The organism is Pedobacter sp. ok626 (genome assembly GCF_900100435.1).
Lineage (GTDB): Bacteria > Bacteroidota > Bacteroidia > Sphingobacteriales > Sphingobacteriaceae > Pedobacter.
Genome location: NZ_FNEX01000002.1, coordinates 154623 through 175911, shown reverse-complemented (window position 1 = coordinate 175911; position 21289 = coordinate 154623). Strand labels below are relative to the sequence as shown.

The 21289-nt window shown below is 38.8% G+C and carries 19 protein-coding genes; 13 read left to right on the top strand and 6 right to left on the bottom strand.

The window, feature by feature from the left end:
• The first annotated feature begins 1 nt into the window (after position 1).
• The 6 genes from BLS35_RS02935 to BLS35_RS02910 all read left to right on the top strand — a co-directional run bounded on the left by BLS35_RS02935 (position 2) and on the right by BLS35_RS02910 (position 6108).
• The gene (locus tag BLS35_RS02935) at positions 2-739 is read left to right on the top strand and encodes a rhomboid family intramembrane serine protease (protein WP_090777634.1); all 738 of its coding nucleotides are present in this window, start codon (positions 2-4) and stop codon (positions 737-739) included.
• Positions 732-1598, top strand: coding sequence for a rhomboid family intramembrane serine protease (locus BLS35_RS02930; RefSeq protein ID WP_090777631.1), 867 nt, complete (start codon positions 732-734; stop codon positions 1596-1598). Before BLS35_RS02935 ends, BLS35_RS02930 begins: the two co-directional genes overlap by 8 nt.
• On the top strand, positions 1598-2707 hold the full coding sequence (locus BLS35_RS02925; protein WP_090777629.1) for an endonuclease/exonuclease/phosphatase family protein: 1110 nt from the start codon (positions 1598-1600) through the stop codon (positions 2705-2707). Before BLS35_RS02930 ends, BLS35_RS02925 begins: the two co-directional genes overlap by 1 nt.
• An 18-nt stretch (positions 2708-2725) precedes the next feature.
• Positions 2726-4186 (top strand): cysteine--tRNA ligase, encoded by a 1461-nt coding sequence (gene cysS, locus BLS35_RS02920; protein WP_090777627.1) that lies wholly within the window; start codon positions 2726-2728, stop codon positions 4184-4186.
• Between the two features lie 79 nt (positions 4187-4265).
• Positions 4266-5123: a YybH family protein gene (locus BLS35_RS02915; protein ID WP_090777625.1), complete on the top strand. Its 858-nt coding sequence runs from the start codon at positions 4266-4268 to the stop codon at positions 5121-5123.
• A 106-nt stretch (positions 5124-5229) separates the two neighbouring features.
• Entirely contained in the window at positions 5230-6108 is an 879-nt protein-coding gene (locus BLS35_RS02910) for a glycerophosphodiester phosphodiesterase family protein (protein ID WP_090777623.1), read from the top strand.
• Positions 6109-6117: 9 nt separating this feature from the next.
• Here the strand turns inward: BLS35_RS02910 and BLS35_RS02905 are convergent, their stop codons facing one another.
• From BLS35_RS02905 to BLS35_RS02895, 3 genes are all read right to left on the bottom strand, one after another.
• The gene (locus BLS35_RS02905) at positions 6118-7080 is read right to left on the bottom strand and encodes an AAA family ATPase (RefSeq protein ID WP_090777620.1); all 963 of its coding nucleotides are present in this window, start codon (positions 7078-7080) and stop codon (positions 6118-6120) included.
• Positions 7081-7086: 6 nt separating this feature from the next.
• Positions 7087-8451: a peptidylprolyl isomerase gene (locus BLS35_RS02900; RefSeq protein WP_090777618.1), complete on the bottom strand. Its 1365-nt coding sequence runs from the start codon at positions 8449-8451 to the stop codon at positions 7087-7089.
• A gap of 65 nt (positions 8452-8516) precedes the next feature.
• A complete protein-coding gene (locus tag BLS35_RS02895; RefSeq protein WP_090777617.1) occupies positions 8517-9014 on the bottom strand; it encodes a hypothetical protein in 498 nt (165 codons plus the stop codon).
• A 111-nt stretch (positions 9015-9125) separates the two neighbouring features.
• On the opposite strand from BLS35_RS02895, the gene BLS35_RS02890 reads away from it, so the two are divergent.
• Together BLS35_RS02890 and BLS35_RS02885 are read left to right on the top strand one after the other, a co-directional pair.
• Positions 9126-9677 (top strand): hypothetical protein, encoded by a 552-nt coding sequence (locus BLS35_RS02890; RefSeq protein WP_090777615.1) that lies wholly within the window; start codon positions 9126-9128, stop codon positions 9675-9677.
• Between the two features lie 2 nt (positions 9678-9679).
• Positions 9680-10264 carry a non-canonical purine NTP diphosphatase gene (locus BLS35_RS02885; protein ID WP_090777614.1) on the top strand — a complete coding sequence of 195 codons (585 nt, stop codon included), beginning with the start codon at positions 9680-9682 and terminating at the stop codon, positions 10262-10264.
• On the opposite strand, the gene BLS35_RS02880 is transcribed toward BLS35_RS02885, so the two are convergent.
• A complete protein-coding gene (locus BLS35_RS02880) occupies positions 10230-12536 on the bottom strand; it encodes an OstA-like protein (RefSeq protein WP_090777612.1) in 2307 nt (768 codons plus the stop codon). The genes BLS35_RS02885 and BLS35_RS02880 overlap by 35 nt on opposite strands.
• Positions 12537-12615: 79 nt before the next feature.
• On the opposite strand from BLS35_RS02880, the gene tilS reads away from it, so the two are divergent.
• From tilS to bshA, 3 genes are all read left to right on the top strand, one after another.
• Positions 12616-13977, top strand: coding sequence for a tRNA lysidine(34) synthetase TilS (gene tilS / locus BLS35_RS02875; protein ID WP_090777610.1), 1362 nt, complete (start codon positions 12616-12618; stop codon positions 13975-13977).
• Between the two features lie 61 nt (positions 13978-14038).
• Positions 14039-14521 carry a hypothetical protein gene (locus BLS35_RS02870; RefSeq protein ID WP_090777608.1) on the top strand — a complete coding sequence of 161 codons (483 nt, stop codon included), beginning with the start codon at positions 14039-14041 and terminating at the stop codon, positions 14519-14521.
• Positions 14522-14668: 147 nt separating this feature from the next.
• A complete protein-coding gene (gene bshA / locus BLS35_RS02865) occupies positions 14669-15814 on the top strand; it encodes an N-acetyl-alpha-D-glucosaminyl L-malate synthase BshA (protein WP_090777605.1) in 1146 nt (381 codons plus the stop codon).
• 3 nt (positions 15815-15817) lie between these two features.
• On the opposite strand, the gene BLS35_RS02860 is transcribed toward bshA, so the two are convergent.
• Positions 15818-16936 (bottom strand): lactonase family protein, encoded by a 1119-nt coding sequence (locus BLS35_RS02860; protein ID WP_090777603.1) that lies wholly within the window; start codon positions 16934-16936, stop codon positions 15818-15820.
• Positions 16937-16943: 7 nt separating this feature from the next.
• Complete coding sequence (locus BLS35_RS02855) at positions 16944-18536, bottom strand: pseudouridine synthase (protein WP_090777601.1); 1593 nt, start codon at positions 18534-18536, stop codon at positions 16944-16946.
• Between the two features lie 786 nt (positions 18537-19322).
• Here BLS35_RS02855 and BLS35_RS02850 point away from each other — a divergent pair.
• Positions 19323-20063 (top strand): lytic transglycosylase domain-containing protein, encoded by a 741-nt coding sequence (locus tag BLS35_RS02850; protein WP_371328234.1) that lies wholly within the window; start codon positions 19323-19325, stop codon positions 20061-20063.
• Positions 20064-20157: 94 nt separating this feature from the next.
• Entirely contained in the window at positions 20158-21210 is a 1053-nt protein-coding gene (locus BLS35_RS02845; RefSeq protein ID WP_090777597.1) for a 2Fe-2S iron-sulfur cluster-binding protein, read from the top strand.
• Positions 21211-21289: the final 79 nt, after the last annotated feature.

Here is a 21289-nt window from a genome sequence, read left to right as displayed (position 1 = left end):
GATGAATAATATCCATATACCCCCAGTAGTAAAGAATCTGTTGATCATCAACGTGTTGTTTTTTGCTGCAAAATATGTGCTTCGTAGCGCCAACATAGATTTAGATACTTTGTTAGGTGCTTTTTATTTTGATTCACAATTTTTTAATGTATGGCAGTTAGTCACTTATATGTTTATGCATGGTGATTTTTGGCATATCGCATTTAACATGTTCGGATTGTTCATGTTTGGTGGTGTATTGGAAGCAAGGTGGGGGGCAAAAAGGTTTATTAATTTCTACTTGATTACAGGTTTGGGAGCTGTAGCTCTGCAAATGGGGGTGCAAGCTTATGAGGTTTATCACATTACGGGTTCAGCAGTTAACAACCCGGTTGTGATTGATATTGCTGCAAATTATGTTAAACTGCCTCCGGGTTTGTCGCAGATGGATCAAGCCACCTTATTTGGTATTTATGCATCTCCTATGGTTGGTGCATCAGGTGCTATATTTGGATTGTTGGTTGCTTTTGGTATGCTGTATCCAAATACAGAGCTATACATTATGTTTATTCCGATTCCTGTAAAGGCAAAATATTTTATCCCATTGTACATTCTTTTTGAACTGTTTATGGGTGTTGCAAACAGGCCAGGTGATTCGGTAGCCCACTATGCGCATTTGGGTGGCGCATTAATTGGCTTCATCCTTGTGAAGATTTGGGGAGATAAAAATAACGATAGATTTTATACCTACTATGAATAGCAATAACGTTTTAAAAGATTTAAAGTATAAAGTATTTCAATCGGGCAATCCTGTATTCTTTTATATAGGAGTTAATGTGCTTATTTATGTTGTTTTAGCACTATTAAATATTCCATTCTTTTTGTCAGGTAAAGGAGGAATTGCTTACGATAGCCTGATCAGGGAATACGTTGGCTTCCCGGCAGCACTGGATAAACTACCATTCAGGTTTTATACCATCATCACTTATCAGTTTTTTCATGATGGACTGCTCCATATCCTCTTTAATATGCTATGGCTGTTTTGGCTAGGGAATATCTTTCTTGATTTTTTAAAACCTCGTCAATTTCATTTTGTATATCTGGGTGGAGGTGTTTTCGGCGCATTGTTGTTCCTTTTGGCATATAACATATTCCCCGTTTTTGCAATGTCTTTATCGGGTGCCACAATTATTGGAGCATCAGCTTCGGTAATGGCAATTATTGTGGCCATAGCTACGTTGTTGCCAGATTATAGCATGAGGTTGCTGCTTATAGGCGATGTGAAATTGAAGTATCTAGCCATGGCTTATGTTGCACTGGACTTAATTGATATAGCCTCTAGCAATGCTGGCGGCAGCTTTGCACATATTGGTGGCGCTATATTTGGTTTTGCCTACATTAAGTTGCTGAAAAGTGGAACAGATTGGAGTACCTGGTTTAAGCGTAAACCTAAATTAAAGATAGTTAAAAATGAATCTGGTAAGCGAAGTACGCAAAAGCAAAATGACGGTGTAGATCAGGAAGAGATAGACAGAATATTGGATAAAATCTCTAAAACCGGCTACGATAAGCTTAGCAGACAAGAAAAGGAAACCTTATTTAAGGCCAGTAAAGATTAATGAGAAACGCTAAACCTACATTTCTAGATCAATTGGTTCGCCTGGCTGCGGCTGCGCTTGCGGTTGGTCTGGTACTTGGCTTTCTGGCAGGTAGGTTTGATCCACGTACTTTCCAGCTTATTGCTTTTTTTGGTCTGGCTTATCCTTTTTTTCTGGTACTAAACGTTTTGATGATTGTTTGGTGGTGTTTGCGTAAAAGATGGTTGTTTGCTATAGGGACATTGGCTTTGATTCTGGTTGGTTGGACAGCTTTGACTGCTACGTTTGGATTTGATGGTGAAGCCGGAAAAGGGCCCAAATCTGATCCGGGATTGGTACGGATGATGACTTATAATGTGCATAGTTTTAAGCCTTATGGTCAGGAAAATGTAGAACCGGTAAAGCAGAAGATGTTGAGCTTGATTGAAAATGAGAATCCTGATATCATTTGTTTTCAAGAGTATTTTACCCGAAGAAAAGGAACTTTTGACATCACGGATAGTTTAAAAAGGATCTTGAATAAACCACATTATTATTTCGTGCCTTCTTCTCAAAATGATTATGAAGCTACTGGCCTCGCTATTTTTTCGAAATATCCTATCGTAGATAAGGGAACTATCGTTTTTGGTGAAAACTATGGCGGTAATGCCAGTATATATATTGATGTAATGATTAAAAAACAAAAGATCAGGGTATATAATGTGCATTTACAATCTATCTCTTTTGATAAACAGGACTACGACTATATAGACAGGGTTAAAGATATGAACCCTAAGCTTTATCCTTCAAAAAGAATTCTGGTGATGCTGAGGAATGCCTTTTTGCTGCGTAGCGCGCAAGTAGATGTCATGAAAGCACACATGAAGACCTGTGAAACTCCCTTTTTGATTGCTGGTGATTTTAATGATACTCCTGCATCTTATGCAGTGACACAACTGACAAAATCATTAAAGAATACATTTAAAGAACAAGGAACTGGTTTTGGAAAGACTTACAATGGCAAGTTTCCTAATTTTCAGATCGACTATATAGCGACAACTAAAAGCATAAATGTGCTGAATTATCACATCATTGAAGCCGAATTGTCAGACCATTTTCCTGTTCGCAGTGACTTGAGATTAAACCCCTAAAATTTTTACCTTTGTATAATGAATACAGGCCTACACCTATATAATACGCTTTCACGAAAAAAGGAGCTCTTCGAACCGCTAAACGCGCCAAATGTTGGTATGTACGTTTGCGGACCTACCGTATACAGTGATGTTCATTTAGGCAATTGTCGTACTTTTATTTCTTTCGATTTAATATTCAGATATTTAAAATATAGTGGTTATAAGGTGCGTTACGTCCGAAACATTACTGACGCAGGGCATTTAGAAGGCGATCGTGATGAGGGTGATGATAAATTTGCAAAAAGAGCGAAGCTAGAGCAGCTGGAACCAATGGAAATTGTCCAAAAATATACTTTGGGCTTCCATGATGTATTGAGGATGTTCAATACCCTTCCGCCAAGCATAGAACCAACAGCTACCGGACACATTACAGAGCAGATTGAAATGATCAAAGAGATCATTGCGAATGGCTATGCTTACGTAGTAAACGGAACCGTTTACTTTGACGTAGAGAAATATAGTGCCGCTCATAATTATACAATATTAACGAATAGAAATCTGGAAGATATGCTGGCCAATACCCGAGAACTGGGTGGTCAGGATGATAAACATGGCAGACTTGATTTTGCATTGTGGATTGAAGCCAAGCCTGAAACCATTATGCGCTGGCCTTCTCCATGGGGTGTCGGTTTTCCTGGATGGCATATTGAATGCTCTGCAATGAGTGCTAAATACCTAGGTGATGAGTTTGATATTCACGGTGGGGGGATGGACCTTGCAGCAACACATCATACTAATGAAATTGCGCAGTCTGAAGCTTGCAATCATAAGCAACCAGCAAAATACTGGATGCATACCAATATGCTTACTGTAAATGGTACACGGATGTCTAAATCAGCAGGTAATGGATTCCTGCCTGGTGAACTTTTTACTGGTGATCATCCTTTATTGGACCGGGGTTATAGCCCAATGACAGTTAAGTTTTTCATGCTTCAGGCACATTATCGCAGTACTCTTGATTTCTCTAATGAAGCATTAGATGCTTCTGAGAAAGGGTTCAGAAGATTAATGAATGCAGTAAGCCTGCTGGAAAAATTAACACCTTCAACAGATAGCGATTTCGAGATTGAGCCTTTGGCCCTTGCTTGTGTCAAGGCAATGAATGATGATTTTAACAGTCCGGTAGTGATTGCCGAACTGTTCGAAGCTAGCCGGATCATCAATACTGTTTTCGATGGAAAAGGTAAAATCTCTGCGCCGGAATTGGACAAGCTGAAAAAGCTGATGAACAATTTTGTGTTCGATATTTTTGGACTGAAAGACGAAGAAACCTCCAATGTTGAGCTAAATGCAGTATTGGACATGGTTATCGACCTTCGTAAAACTGCTAAAGAGAACAAGGATTATGCAACTTCTGATAAAATCCGTTTGGGCCTACAAAGTATGGGCATACAGCTAAAGGATAGTAAAGAAGGTACTACCTGGTCCAAAGCCTAGGATTGTTTAATTGTTAATTACTTTTTAGAAGAGAACTCATACCAAACCCTATATTCGTAACGCAAACTATTTAAATACAATGATGAACAAGTTTCTTTATACAATTATTGCCGCTTCTCTAACCCTTGGAGCTTATGCCCAAAAATCTGATGGAAGCACTAAATCTCTAGTGAATGCTGAAAAAGAATTTGCAGAAAGCCTTGCAAAAAATGGTTCAAAGGAAGCATTTACTACTTTCTCTGCTGCAGATGGCCTTGTCTTCAGACCAAATCCTGTGAATGCTAAAACTTTTTATGCCACACAACCAGATAGTAAAAATATCAGCTGGACACCGGCGTATGCAAGGGTATCAAAAAGTGGTGATTGGGGCTTTACAACTGGTCCATATACTGAATCAGGTGATAAGCCGTCATACGGACAATATTTTTCTGTATGGAAAGAACACAATGGTAAATGGGAACTTGTTTTGGACTTAGGTACTTCAACCAATAAACCATTAAATAAAGTAACACCTGAGTACATCGAACCAAAGGAGTCTTACAAACCAAAGTTTTTAAATGATAAGGTAAGAGCTGCAGGTGCAGATATTGTTGCAACTACAGAGAAAACGCTAAATACGACCTTAAAAACTTACGGTATCCCGGCTTTTGCGGGTTTCCTGAATCCTGATGCAAGATTGATATTCCCAGGATATGAGCCAATCATTGGTAAGGATAAGATATTGCCTTTCTTTAATAGTATGGTGAATAAAATTTCGCTAAAAACTACTAAAGCAAATAAAGCAGATGGAGGTGATCTTGCTTATACCTATGGTATTGCTACTATAGATTATAAAGCAGATCTAAGAGAAAGCTTCAATTACGTGTTTATTTATGAGCGTCAGGCAGACCATAACTGGAACATCATCGCTCAGATTTTTGCACCAGCAGAACGCTAAGCAAATCTATTTGATATATAAAAGGGGCTTTATCATGCAAATGATAAGGCCCCTTTTTTGTTTGCGCCCCAATAAATCCTTATTTTAAGCCGTTATTAAATTATAAATGAAGAAAATATTACTAATTATAATTCTAGCCTCAGCCATTCAGGTGCAAGCTCAAAAGTTTTTGCTTATCGGTCATCAGGGAGCTAGAGGGATTATGCCCGAGAATACCATACCTGGAATGATCAAAGCTTTAGATCTGGGTGTAAACATACTTAATATGGGCGTGGTGATTTCTCAGGACGGACAGGTTGTGCTTTCTCACGAACCCTACTTTAACAATGAGATCAGCACCAGACCGGATGGAAAGGCGATCACTTTTAAAGATGAGAAGACCTACAATATGTATAAAATGGACTATTCGGAGATCGAAAAGTTTGATGTGGGCAGTAAGGTGCATAAGCGCTTCCCTGGTCAGATGAAGCTAAAAATCCACAAGCCACTTCTGGTAGATGTGATAGACTCTGTAGAAGCTTATGTAAAGGCAAATAAGCTGCCAAAGCCAATTTATAATATAGAAACCTCCTTAATCAGGAAAGGGGATGGCGAATTTCAGCCAGATGCTTCGGTATTTATCGAGCGGATCATGGAAATTGTAAAAGCCAAGAAACTAACAAAGAGAGTGGTGATTCAGTCGCTCGACCTTCGTCCACTTCAGTATCTCCACGAGTACTTTCCAGCTATAAAAACATCATTAATGGTAGATGAGAAGCAGGATTTTGAAGATGGGATTCAGGCATTGGGCTTTACACCAACCTATTACAGTCCATATTATGTGCTGGTTGGAAAAGGCTTAGTAGACCGTTGTCACGCTGCGGGGGTAAAAATTATCCCATGGACGGTAAACACAGCAAAAGATATGAAGTACCTAATTAATCTGGGCGTAGATGGTGTGATTACTGATTATCCAAATCAGTACAGCCGTGTAATGCAAGAATAAAGGGAAGATTTAAAAGAGGTTTTTGATGATGTGCTCAATAGAAAGGCCTTCGGCCTCTGCACGGTAATTCCGTACAATTCTATGGCGCAGGATTGCTTCTGCTACCGCTTGTACATCTTCAATATCTGGTGCGTATTTGCCGCTAATTGCTGCATGGCATTTAGCACCTATAATCAAGAATTGTGAGGCTCTTGGACCAGCACCCCAGTTTACATATTTATTTACCTCCTCGGTAGATAAAGCCGTATTGGGACGTGTTTTGCTAACCAGCTTTACTGCATACTCAACCACATTGTCAGTCACCGGAATGTTTCTTACCAGTTTTTGGAAATATTGTATCTGGCTTGCATTGATGATTTTATTCAATCCCACTTCCTGATTGCTGGTCGTATTTTTTACAATAGTCATTTCATCCTCAAATGAAGGATAACCTAACTGCACATTGAACATAAATCTGTCTAGCTGAGCCTCTGGAAGGGGATAAGTACCTTCTTGTTCAATAGGATTCTGCGTAGCCAATACAAAGAAAGGATTTGGCAATACGTGCCTCAATCCGGCCGCTGTGATTGCTTTTTCTTGCATGGCCTCTAATAGAGCCGCCTGAGTTTTAGGAGGCGTTCTATTGATCTCATCAGCAAGGATGATATTAGAAAATATCGGTCCGTTGATGAATTTAAAGTTTCTGTCTTCACCCAGAATCTCAGCTCCTATGATGTCACTCGGCATCAGGTCTGGGGTAAACTGTATCCTGTTAAAGTTGAGGTCCAGCACATTTGCTACCGTTTGAACCAGTAACGTTTTTGCCAGACCGGGAACACCAACCAGCAAACAATGTCCATTACTAAAAATGGATATCAAAACAGACTTAATGATCTCGTCTTGTCCGATAACAACCTTTCCTATTTCAGCTTTAATGCTTTTGTAGGATTGATGCAGTGCATCAACGGCTTTTATGTCATTGTCAAACTGCATGAGCGCTTATTTTTTTGCTGATAATTGAGAAGTCCACATTTTTAGCTCATCACAGTCTGTATAATCTTCGTCGATACGTACGTAGGTATTCACTCTTTTTTTCTCAAACCATGCACTTAATTCGCGGTTTACTTTGTCCTGTTGTGCGTATTCCTTAAACTTAGCATAATCCTGCTCTAAATTAGCTTTATGAGGTGGGATCTTAGATTTTAAGTAAAGGATTTTATAGCCTTCTTTACCACTCTGATCAGTGAAAAGAGTAGGAGATGATATCTCTCCAACTTTCATCGTATCAGCAATAAGGAATACTTTTGGATCTAATTTATCCGCAGGAATAAATGAAGTTCTTGCGGTCACGTTATCTGCATATAGCAACATTCCACCATTATACTGAGATTCTTTGTTGTCTGAATATTGTGATGCTGCAAAAGAAAATGGAACTTTTTTGGTTATTAAACTCTTGTATATCGTATCTGCTTTAAGTTTAATACGATCCATACTAGCTGGCGTATTTTGCGGACGAATTAGGATGTGGCGAGCCTGAACCTGCTCTCCACGACGTTCTATAACCTGTAAGATGTGGAAACCATGCTCCGTTTCAAAAACATTTGATACCTCACCAGCTTTTAATTTAAAGGCCTGAGCGGTAAATTCTTTTACCATTGCTTTACGGTCAAAAAATCCAAGGTCACCACCTTCTGGTGCCGATCCAGGGTCCTCAGAATAAGATTTGGCTAGGAAAGCAAAGTCCTCACCGCTTTTTACCCTTAAACGTAAAGCATCAATTTTATCATGGAATTTTTGTTTCTCCGCCTTAGTCAACTTAGGATACATTACAATTTCTCCAATCTCAAACTCAGTTGGGATATCTGGCAAACTATCTTTTTTATAAGAATCGAAATATTTTTTAACCTCTAACGGAGTAATGTTAATGTCTTGAGTGATGTGCGCTTCCATTTTTCTTGAAATCAACTGCTCTTTGATGTCAGGTCTGATTTCATCTTTGTATTGTAATACCGAACGATTAAGGAATTGCTCTAAACGCTCTTGTCCACCAGCTTTCTGAATTTGATAGCGCATACGTTTGTCTACTTCTTCGTCAATTTGATTTTCATCCACAGTGATCGAGTCAATCTCTGCTTGTTGTTTTAAAAGCTTATTGGTAAGAATCTGGCGTAATATTTCACACTTAACGCCCGGGTTATCAGGATTACCCATGTTAAGGTATTGTGCATACTGCTGGTTTAAATCAGATAATAGAATAATGTTGTTTCCTAACACGGCAACAACTTTGTCTATATTCTTTTTTTGTGCCTGAGTATTTAAAAACAAACAGATTAATCCGCCTGCAATCACTAAAAATTTCTTCATTATATGTTTGTTCAATTGTATTCGTTTTGCAAATTTAATATTCTCAAAAGCTAATGGCTAGTTTTTTACAACTTTGCCAGTTTCTTTACTTCATTCTGGTTAATCTTAACTGTATATTTCTTTCTAAGGTTATCAGTCCAATCTCTTTCCAGACTATCCTGATCATCTTTCGATTTATTCCAAATTTTTATTTCCGAGGCATTAAACATTAAAGCGGCCTCTTTGTACTCGTTCAAAACCATTGTATAAACCATGCTGGATTTAGTCGGCCTTTTTTGAGCAGCTAATGTCGTTTCATAGTTTTTTATCTCGGCAAGATAAGCAGTGTCTGTATCTAAACCCATCTCCTTTGCATCCAAAACTTTAAGCTTAAAGTTGATGTATTGGTTTAAATAAGCTTCTAAATCCTTAGTAGACACATTTGCGGTTCCACCATGATTCTTTTTGTAGAACCACATAAACTCTTTAGTCGTTATAGGCTTCCCATTAATGGTGGCTACATTTTGTGCAAATGCACCAGAAGTAAAAAGGCCTAAAACAATAATACAATAAACTGCTCTCACAAAAGTTATATAGTGTACATTTTTAAGGCATAAAAGTAATAAATAAAGGCACTATAATAAGATATTTAACTAATTTTAACAGAAAAAATATTCCCAGTAAAATTATCATTAATGGATAGCCAATTAACAGCTGACAAAGCAGCCCTGCATTTATTTTTTACCGATGATATTTATCTGGTAAATGAGCCTGGTATTCAGTTGGATACAGTGGTTAGTAATGTGGCGAAACCTGCTGCAATAAGCCAGCCTGAGGCTTCTCCAGCAGCACAATCTGCCGACTTTAAATTTTTGGGTAACAACAAACGGAACATTCTGATCCTTGTCAACGATGAAGAAAATGAGGTAAGTGATGAATTGGGACGTGAATTGCTCCGAAAAATTGTAAAGTCAGTAAATCTTAGTGCAAATGATTTCGCATTGTTAAACTATGCAAAATACAAAGGTACAGGCTTCCAAGCATTGCAAGATTACTTCTCCAGTACACTCATTTTTGCTTTTGGAGTAACACCCGCACAGCTTGCATTGGCTACTTCACATCCAGAACATGCAATTGTACAGGAGGGATCAGTAAGGATGATTTTCTCAGCCGAATTGAAAACGCTGGATAAAAACCCGGCCGGAAAAAAAGCCCTTTGGGGGAGTCTTCAAAACCTTGGATTATAACAATGAGAGAACTCGTATTCGCCACCAATAACCAACACAAAACACAGGAAGTTCGTAACCTGCTTTTAAACGATTATAAAGTATTAAATCTAAACGATATTGGTTGTACAACAGATATTCCTGAGACCGGGAGTACTTTTGCCGAAAATGCAACCCTAAAAAGTAGTTATGTTACTGAACATTATCAGTTGGACTGCTTCGCTGATGATAGTGGTTTAGAAATAGAAGCCCTAAATCAGGAACCTGGTATTTTTTCTGCCAGATATTCTGGTGTTAAAGATGATCAGGTGAATCTAAACCTCGTCCTTCAAAAGATGGAGGGGCAGGCCAATAGAAAAGCGCGCTTCAGAACCGTTATTTCTTTGATGCGTGGCACAGAGAATTTTCTTTTTGAAGGCATTATCAATGGAACGATCCTGGAAAGACCAATAGGAACTCAAGGCTTCGGCTATGATCCAATTTTTGTGCCTGATGGTTACAACCAGACCTTTGCCGAAATGAGTATGGAACAAAAGAACCAGATCAGTCATAGGGCATTGGCTATGAAAAAGCTTATTTCTTTTTTAAAGGAGCAGAAGCCGGTTTAATTGTATCTACTTTCGCCTTCGTTGTATCTGGATTAGTTTTAACCGGAGCAACTTCTGCTTTAGGCGTAACAGGGGTAACCGCTGTGCTGTCTTTTTTAAGGACAGCCGGTGTTTTCTCAATGCTATCTTTCTGTGCTTTGGTGTTTTTAGTTGTTGTAGCAGCAGGTTTACCCGTTGTTTTTGTAGTTGGCACCGCTCCTTTCTTAGCTGGAGCTTTAGCCTTAGGTTTGCCACTAATTACCTCTTTTTTGGAAAGGGGCCTGAACTCAGGTTTCCATTTAAAGCCGGTAAGGAAAACGTCTTCCTTTAATTCTGGGATAGGCGTTCTAACTCCTTCGGGTTCTCTTATAATAACAATTTTTGCAATTTCTTTATTTTTGAAAAGAACCTTTAGCCGACTGCTAACCGTTTGGTTCATATCCGTATAAACCTTCTTGTCATCTTGGTTAAAAAAGATACTTTCTGCGTTCCCATCTACGAACATATTTTGCAGCTTTCCTTCTTTAAAAAATGCTGTAATCAGTCTTCCTTTGATCTGGTTATATCTGGCGGAATCTGCGTTTACATTAACAAGGAAAGCATTTTGAATTACTTGAACAGCATTTAGCTTTTTGTTTTTCAATTGCAGGTAAATCGTATCTCCTGTTTGCTGTGAGCCTTCAGACCATAAAATGGGGTCTCGGTACCAGCGAAGGGTAGAGTCTGCACTTGTGTAAAATAAAGAATCAGCGGTAGCTTGCATATTGGACTTAAATACACGCACATTGTGATAAGCCTTAATAGCCCTGGTTCGAACGGTGTCTTCCGGGTTAAAAGGGACAGTATCTTTAGGTAAAGGCTTTATGAGGTCTTTACCGAGCTTAGCTTTTAAGGTGGTGTCAACTTTCCCCTTTAAGGCAGGGGCAACCTTCCCTTTTAAAGCAGTATCAACTTTTCCTTTTGCCAATGGCAGTGTAGTTTTTAATACTTTCAAAGCGCTATCCTTCCCCTTTTTTGTCACAGAGTCGGCTTTAGAAAGTAGGAGGGAGTCCTTTAGTAGTGGGATGGCTTTTTTAGGAATAGCGAGACTATCCTTCAATAAGCTGTTTTTTGCCAAACTATCTTTTCCTAATGTGATCTGGTCATTTTTTAGGGATTGTTTAGTCACTTCTTTGCCTTTCCCATTTCTTTTATCCAGTCTTTTCTGTTTTTTGTCCGAAATCTCTTCCTCAGTTGCAGCAGCCTTAGGTTTTGAAGCACCTACTTTTTTCTCTTCCTTCTCCTCTTCTCCAAGCTCATTGTCCTTCTTAATCACGGGCGATGAAATGAGTGTTAAAGTTTTTTTAAGCACCATTTGAGTCTCCAGGGTATCAGCACCCATCCATAGACTGTCGGGTTGCAATTTATCGTTCACCTTTATAGAATCGGCGGTACCTATACCCACGTAAGGGTTTTTGGTTACAATCGTCTTTTGATCTGCTTTGTAGTAAAACCCTAGCTGACCATACATCACCATTTTATCAACGGTGTCTTTAAAGACAATGTTTCTTACAGCTTTACCGTAGCCTGCTATCCCATCATAATACAAACTGTCGCCTTTAAGGGATTTTGAACCCGTGGTATAGAGATTCTTCTTTCCAAAATAAGCATATTGAGTCTTGGTGTTATAAGCTCCATTCTCGGTATACAGGTTATCATCCTTTCCCTTAATATTGGTAGGACCGTAAAAATATGTCCAATTGGTTAGGGTGTTGTAGCGTAAAGTATCTGATTTGATAACGGTCTCCGGAGTTACCACAACCACATTGTAACGGAAAAAGGCATCGCGACTATTGGAAAAATAATAACCGTTTTTACTGGTTAAGGTTACATCCTTACTCACAATTTTACCACCTGTTATGTAAGTCCCATATTTGGTAGCCATGTTGTAATCCAGGATATTGGTGGTTAATGTGGATTCCCGGTCTATCATTTTAACGTTCTCCGTTAAATGGGCGATTTTGGTATTCCCGTTATAATTTAAATAATCGGAATAGATATTGATGGTATCGCCTTGATTGATATGTACATTCCTAAAAGCATCAAAAACATTCTCAGTGATATAAAAGACAGCACTATCACAAGTCAGTGTGGCATTATCTTGTCTAAATACTGGGTTTTTTAAATAGGATATGTTCTTTTTTGCATCAAGACGAGAGTTTGTCCAACTGTCGACATTAATCTTTGTCTTCTGCTGCGCAAGCACAGAAAAGGGGAATAATAATAGGATCAGGAAATAGCGTAATATCTGCACATTACAAAGTTAGTTTTATAATTTGTTTTTTTAAAGGTTATCAAGCCATCATGAGTTTTTATTCATTATTTTTGAGACCATGTTACCCCTTCAGAATTTTAAAGACTACATCAGCCGGCATTCGCTTTTCAACGTAAAAGATAAAATCCTTTTGGCAGTTAGTGGGGGGAAGGATTCCGTCCTTATGGCGCACTTATTTAAACTCTCTGGATTTGAATTTGGTATCGCACATTGTAACTTTAATTTAAGAGGTTCCGAATCCCAAAGGGACGAAGATTTTGTGGTTACGCTAGCTGAAAAGATGGGAGTTCCATGCTATGTAACCCATTTTAAAACGAAAGAGTATGCTGCAACGCATAAAGTGTCTACCCAAATGGCGGCAAGAACACTTCGTTACGAATGGTTCGAAGAGCTTAGAGGACGCGAGGAATATGAAGTGATTGCATTGGCTCAACATCAAGATGATGCGATTGAAACCGTATTGTTGAACCTAACCAGGGGGACAGGGATTGCAGGTTTACATGGTATTTTGCCAAAAAGAGACCGATTGATCAGACCCTTGTTGTTTTTATCTTCGGCAGAGATTGCCGGTTTGATTGCTAAACAAGATATTGATTTCGTAGAGGACAGCTCCAATAAAAGCACCAATTATGCCCGCAATAAAATAAGGCTAAATGTGATTCCCCATCTCAAAGAGATCAATCCCAATTTGGATGAAACCTTTCAGCACAACATTCAGCGCTTTGCAGATACCGAGCTCGTTTTACAGCAGACAGTCGCAAAACTGAAAGCGGAAATTCTGAAAGAGAAGCAAGGAAAATTCTATCTATCTATAAAGAAAATAAAAGCATTAAATCCACAGCGCCTATTGCTGTTTGAGTTGCTAAGGCCCTTTGGATTTACAGAGTCGGTAATTGCCGAACTTTTACAAGGCTTGGATAAGCAAAGCGGGACAAGTTTCTTTAGCATTTCGCATCGTATGGTAATAGACCGACAAGAGCTGATCATTGATTCAATTGCGGATCGGGATATAGAAAATAAAAATGTCATTATTCATTCCCATGATCAGGAGGTTAATTTTTTAGGCAGTCAAATCCTGATCACTACATCTGAGGATGTTCATTTTGAGAAAAGTAGTAAAAAAGCCTTTGTGGATACCAATAAATTGATTTTTCCATTGGTGTTGAGAAGTTGGCAAGCGGGCGATAAGTTTAAGCCCATAGGTATGAGCAGGTCTAAAAAACTAAGTGATTTTTTTATAGACGAGAAGGTTCCGCTAAGCGATAAGGATTTAATTCCGGTATTGGTAAATGGAAATGGTGAACTGATCTGGATTGCTGGTTGGAGGCAGGATAATCGATATAAGCTTACTGAAGCCACTAAAAATGTAACAATTTTTGAACTTCGTCATCTACATATTACAATTCCTAAACAATCTTAAAGAGATCGAAAGGTTTGAAGCAATTAAAAAACCAGTAACTTTATAGGCAAAACACACGCACATGGGAAACCACTACGCTTTTTATGAAAAACAATACATCGGCCGCGATTATATAAGAATCTGTATCAGGTTGGTGATGGCTGCATTTTGTTTTGGTGCCTATGTTTATGAACGTGATCGCGACAATACTCAGGATCTTTTTCTTGTAGTGGGCTTCGGTATCATTGGTGTTTCTATCTTATTGCTTTTCCTGATTCAATATAAAACTATCATTGATCAGAAAAAGATTATCATTGATGGTTTATGGTCTGCTAAAAAAGTAGAGATAGATTTAAATACAATCGTTAAGGTTAGAAAAGATACCTATAGCAGTTATTTATTCAACAACCCAGTTTATAATCTTCATCGTAAGGGAAGTATCCGATTTTACTCTTCAGGTAAGGATGCGGTTGTACTTACAGATCGCGATGGCCTGGAATATTACATCGGTACCCAACGACCAAATGAGATGTATTTGGTTATTCAGGAAGAAATGAAGCATTAGTTAAATAATTGCAATTGTTTAACATAAAGATCAGTTTAAGTGCTGTAATTTGCATCGTTAAATAATTTCAATGAAACCGTCGTGAGCATAGCGAAATTAAATCGCATGTATGCTCATGATAGCTTCATAAAACTAAAATTGTTTTTAATGAAAATAGGTATCGTTTGTTACCCGACTTTTGGCGGTAGTGGTGTCGTAGCTACAGAACTTGGAAAGGCACTTGCCGATGAAGGTCATCAAGTCCATTTTATCACATACAGTCAGCCCGCCCGCCTGGATTTCTTCTCGGCCAACTTATTCTATCACGAAGTATCCGTAAGAGATTATCCTCTGTTTGATTATGCTCCTTACGAGTCGGCATTGGCTAGCAAACTTGTAGATGTGGTACGTTTCGAAAAGCTGGACATATTACATGTTCATTACGCGATTCCACATGCTTCTGCTGCTTTTATGGCTAAACAAATCCTGGAAACCTATGGTATTCATATTCCCTTCGTAACTACCTTACACGGAACGGATATTACCCTGGTTGGAAAAGATCCAACCTATAAGCCGGTTGTTACATTCTCTATCAACAAGTCTGACGGAGTAACTACGGTGTCCGAAAGTCTCAAGAAAGATACTGAAGAGTATTTTGAAATAACGAATGAAATTAAGGTGATTCCTAATTTTATAGATTTTACAAGATTTAGCTTAAAACCTAAAGATCATTTTAAAAAGGCCATTGCGCCAAATAACGAACGCATTCTTATTCATACTTCCAACTTTAGGAAAGTAAAGCGGACTGCTGATGTGATCCGTGTTTTTCATAAGATTCTGGAGAAGATTCCATCTAAGCTGTTGATGGTAGGTGATGGCCCTGAGCGTGCTTATGATGAGCAGTTGTGCAGAGATCTTGGAATTTGCGACAATGTTCGTTTCCTGGGCAAGCAAGATGCCGTAGAGGAGATTCTTTCTGTGTCTGATCTGTTCCTGATGCCTTCCGAATCAGAAAGTTTTGGTTTGGCTGCTTTAGAAGCTATGGCCTGTAAGGTTCCTGCAATTACTTCTAATTCTGGTGGTTTACCGGAACTAAATGTAGATGGTTTTTCGGGGTATATGAGTAATGTAGGCGATGTGGAAGATATGGCTAATAAAGCTATCCTGATTTTAGAGAATGATGAGGTATTGAATAGATTTAAAGAGAATGCATTTGCAAGAGCGCAGGACTTCGATTTAAAGAAGATTCTACCAGAATACGTCAATTACTATAATAAGATTATAGACGAATCGAAAGAGTTACATAAAGGTTAAAGCTTATTTAATCGGCGCAAATACTAAGCAAACTGGGGCACCCAGTTCAATTCTTTTACCGGTATCCTTTAAGGTGCCGGTTTTTTTATTGCGTTCAAAAATGACGATATCATTGGTGTACTGGTGTCCAACCAATAAATATTTCCCTGTAGGGTCAATCGTAAAGTTTCTTGGACCTTTACCTAAGGTACTGATGGTAGACACGAAATTTAGTTTTCCATTAGCTTGTACAGCAAATGTTGAAATGGTATTTGCATCACCGCGGTTGGTTTCATACAAAAACTTGCCATCTGGCGATATGTGGATATCTGCGGCATCAACTCTTCCTGAAAAATCTTTGTCAGTAGTACCAATGTCCTGGATCTTATTTAGTGTGCCATTGCTGTAGGTAAATACAGTAACAATGCCATTAAATTCATGAGCGAGGTAGGCGTATTTACCATTCGGACTGAAAGTCAGGTGGCGTGGGCCACTTCCAGGAGTAGTTTTTACTACCTGTTTGATGGTCAATAATTCTTTTTCTGCTGTTGGATTGTAATTATAGACGTAGATCTGATCTTCACCAAGGTCTGTACAGGTTACGTACTTCCTGTCAGGCGTAAATTGGACCTGATGGGCATGCGCACTTTCCTGCCTTTTCTTTGGATCTATGCTTTTTCCGGTATGTTGTACCAGTTGTTTTAGCGGACTTAAAGCGCCATTGGCTTCAATGCCGAATACAGAAATACTGCCACCACCATAATTGGCTGTGAAAGCATTTTTTTCGTTAGCAAGTACAAAACATGGTCCTGGGCTTTCAGTAGCTTGTTTGTTGATAAAGGCAAGCTCGCCTTTTAGGCCGTCAAAATTAAAAGCAGCAGCAGCGCTATTGTTAGGTGCCTCTGCTACGGAGTATACCAACTTGTTATTTTTGCTAACAGCTAAATAACTGGGGTTGGTGACATCTTTGGCTACACTTTTAAATTTAAAATCAGCAGTGTTCGCATCAAAGTTGTAAATATAAATTCCCTCGCTTTTACCCGGACTGGTGTAAGTCCCAATGATCAAATTGTATTCCTTTTTTTGTGCAAAGCTTTGCACCATTAAAAATGATAGCAATAAAAGCGAGAGAATTTTTTTCATATTGTAATTACTTAATCAGGTGTTTGATCTGAATTAGCTCATGCTCTTCCAGGTAACGCCATCTTCCACGAGGAAGATCTTTTTTAGTTAGGTTACCATAAACAACACGGTCTAGTTTCACTACATCGTATCCTAAATGTTCGAATATACGGCGTACAATCCTGTTTTTACCACTATGGATTTGTATACCAATCTCACGTTTAGAACCTCCAGTAACGTAAGATACAGAATCTGGTTTAATAATACCATCCTCTAATTCTAAACCGAACTGAATTTTATTCATGTCGCCTTGACTTAAGCTTTTGTTTAGCTCAACGTTATATATTTTGGTGATACCATTTCTTGGATGAGAAAGCTTATCAGCAAGGTCACCATCATTGGTCATCAACAATAAACCAGTTGTGTTACGGTCTAATCTACCTACTGGATAAATACGTTCTCTGCTGGCTTTTTCAACCAATTGCATTACGGTACGACGTTCTTGTGGATCGTCAGTAGTTGTGATGTAATCCTTAGGTTTGTTTAATACTACGTAAATTTTCTTTTCACGTTTTAGTAACTCACCATTGTAACGAACCTGATCATTAGCAGGATCAATTTTATGGCCCAATTCAGAAACTACTTCACCATTTACAGAAACTACACCAGCAGCAATCAGCTCATCCGCTTTACGGCGTGAGCAAATACCAGCATTAGAAATGTATCTGTTTAAACGGATCAGGCCGTCATCTTTTTGAACTGGAGCAGATTTTCTACCACGCATGGTTGGCGCTTTCTCAGGTCCAGCCCATGTGTTGTTACGGTCCTGACGAGCAGTACGTTCGCCACGTTCTGGGCGTTCAGTTCTTTCTGGACGTTCCGGGCGTGTGCCTTCGTCTTCTCTTTTTCTGAAGGGTCTGCTATCAGTACTTCTTGAAGTTGAGCTCTTTTTGTCGTCAAATTTGCGGAAAGGTTTGTCACCTCCAGTTGCAAAATGATCTTTCTTTATATAGCTACGTTTGCTTTCTCCAGCAGGAGTTTCTCTTGATCCAGCATCTTTGCTGAAAGAACGAGGTTTGAAATCTCTGCTGTCATTGTCTCTGTTGCCAGGTTTGAAATCTCTTGATCCACCGTCTTTACTAAAAGAACGAGGTTTGAAATCTCTGCTGTCATTGTCTCTGCTACCAGATTTGAAATCTCTTGATCCACCGTCTTTACTAAAAGAACGAGGTTTGAAATCTCTGCTGTCGTTGTCTCTGCTACCAGGTTTGAAATCCCTTGAGCCTGTGCTTCTAGAACCGAAGCTTTTATGATCACCGTCTTTTCCAGGTCTGGATTTAAAATCACTGCCGGAACTTCTTGGTTTAAATTCTCTTGAGTCGTTTTCGCCTCTTGGCTTAAAGCTTCTTGAATCTCCTTCTCTTGGAGGTCTGGATGCTCCGAATGGTTTTGGCTTAAACTCTTTGGCATCGCCAAACTTATTGTCTTTCCCCTCTTTATCATCAAACTTGCTTTTTCCCTTGTATGAAGACTCCGCTCCACCTGGTTTTTTGCCTGTTGTGCTTCGGTTTCCCGGTTTGGACTTGTCATCCCGACTGTTCCTGTTGTTGTTTTTTATCATGATACGCTTTTATCTGCATAATATATGCGGCGACAAAATTACTAAAAAATGCGTGGATTCACAATTGTAAGTGTCTGATTACTGCAATTTACCGATTTAATATGGTTACGTATCTGGCTGCGTTAGTTATAATTACGAAGAAATAAGACAAAATGTCAATGGTTTTTTCAGGTATTATTATGAATAGGGGATAAGTTGGGAATAAGTAGGGCTAAAATAGGGGGTTGCTTTACCCTTGCTTTAGGGTTGCGTTAGGGTTGCTTTACCCTTGGCTTACCCTATGGGTAAAGCAACCCTAAACCAAGGGTAAGGCAAGGGTAAAGCAACCCCCTACTTATTCCCAACTTTAGACCTAGTCATTCCCTAGTCATTACGGTACCTTCCAAAATTATTTTTTATGCTTGGAACTGCTTTATTTTTGCGCTCAGATTGGTCGCTAAAAAAAGCGAATTTCGGCCTTGTGTTGACATAAATTTTTGATTTACTAATTCCAGTTTTCAACACGTAATTTTCGGAAAATTTACCCTTAGCATTGACTGCCTTTTGTTGATTTTTGAATTTGTAAATCGGGTAAAGGAAACATGAAAAATGGCTAAAATTGGCACTTTTAGAATCCGGCTTTAAAGCTGTTTAAACGTCGATTTTTGCAGTTAAATTCGTAATCGCTTGATAATTAGATCGATATATTGTACCTTTGCAGGAGTTTTAAAATTATTAACCAAAAAAAGGAGGAAGATGATAAAGAAACACATAATGACATGTACGGTAATTATATCATTACTAGTTATGGCAAAAGTGTTTGCTTACAACATGCCCCAAGCAGCAAAAAATTCTTCAAAACAGGAAGAAATAACGAGTACCGATACACTAACATTTAACATCACGAAGCCATTATCTTTGATGGCTCAATTAAATTTTGCAGAGGAAACATTACCAATTGGCGATGTCAAAGTAGAGCGTAAAATGAAGAAAACGCTGGCTGCACATTACTTTAGTAATCTACATACTAATAAGCTGCACAGAAAGGCAGCAGAATGGTTCCCAATCATAGAACCGATCCTGGCCGCTTACGGCATTCCCCAAGATTTTAAATACATGGCCTTGGTCGAATCAGGATTACATAGCGGGGTGTCATCTAAGGGGGCAGCAGGCGTTTGGCAGTTTATGCCAGGAACAGCCCGTATGTATGGTCTAAAAGTTAACTCTAATGTGGATGAGCGTAATAACCTACGTAAATCTACCATTGCAGCTGCGAAATACATCAAAGATCTTTATCGAATTTTTGATAGTTGGACGTTAGTTGCAGCGGCTTATAATGTTGGCGATAGTCACATGAGACGCCAGATCAACAGACAAAATCAGGATAATTACTTCAAATTGAAGTTGAATAATGAAACGGGAGGTTATGTTTACAAACTGATCTCTATGAAACAAATTATGACAGATCCTGTTCGTTATGGTTATAAAGCTCCAAGAGAATTCCTGGCTTATAATGCAGGAAAAGCGGAAGAAAAAAATTCAGAATAATATCGAGATAAAATACTCAAAAATGGGGAAGGCCGTTCAGTTTATGCTGAGCGGCTTTTTGTTTTCGTGCAGAATTTGCTAATTTGAGCACCTTATGGAATTGATGAAACTGCGGATACAAGACATGAAATACAGTGCCGGGGAAACTCTGGTGCTCAGCTTTGAAATATTAGAAGGAAAGAAACCTGTGTATCTGGCCGGACAATTCTTAACGCTGGTGTTCAATATTCAGGGACGCGAATTGCGCAGGTCCTATTCTCTTTGTAGCTCTCCGGATGTGGATGAACCATTGGCGATTGCAATAAAAAGGGTGGAGAATGGTGAAATTTCCAGACTTCTTCATCATAAAACAGCGGTAGGAGATGTACTTCACGCTTTGGAGCCAAATGGGCAATTTACTTATCAGCCAGAACAAAAAATTAAAAGAACGGTTTTCCTCTTTGGTGCCGGAGTAGGTATCACCCCTCTTTTTTCTATTATAAAAACCGCACTTCTTAAAGAAGAAAACTCGAGACTAGTGTTGATTTATAGTCGTAGGTCTGTAGAAGAAACGCTGTTTCATGATGAATTGAATCAATTGCAGGAGCAATATACGGACAGGTTCAAGATCATCTATGTGTCTAGCCAGAGTAAAAATTTACTAATGGCCAGATTAAATGTATTCCTGATCGAGAAGATCGTAAATGAGGAGTTGGTGTTCGATAAAGCAGATGCTTTATTCTATACCTGCGGACCCATTGACTATATGGTGACTTGCCGTATAAAATTATTGGAGATGGGTTTTGACATCTCTCAAATCAAGCGAGAGACTTTTGTATTGCCAGAGGACGAAGTAGATGAAGACGATTCGACAGAAAAAAAAGTAAAACATGCCAATACTTATACGGTAGTACTAAATTTAAACCACAAAGTCTATCATTTGGCAGTTCCTTACAATAAAACTATTCTTGACGCTGCTTTAGAGCAGAAGATTAATTTGCCTTATAGTTGTCATGCCGGAATATGTAGTACCTGTATTGCAACTTGTACCAAAGGAGGGGTTGAAATGGATTATAACGAAGTGTTGATGGATGATGAGATTGCAGCGGGAAGAGTACTGGTTTGCACTGGACATCCAACAGAAGATGGGACTACATTAGTTTGGTAGTTTTTGTGGATAATGCCTTATCTTTGTGTACTAAATAGGTTGGTTCAAAAGTATTTTCATTAGCAATAAAGAACTTTTA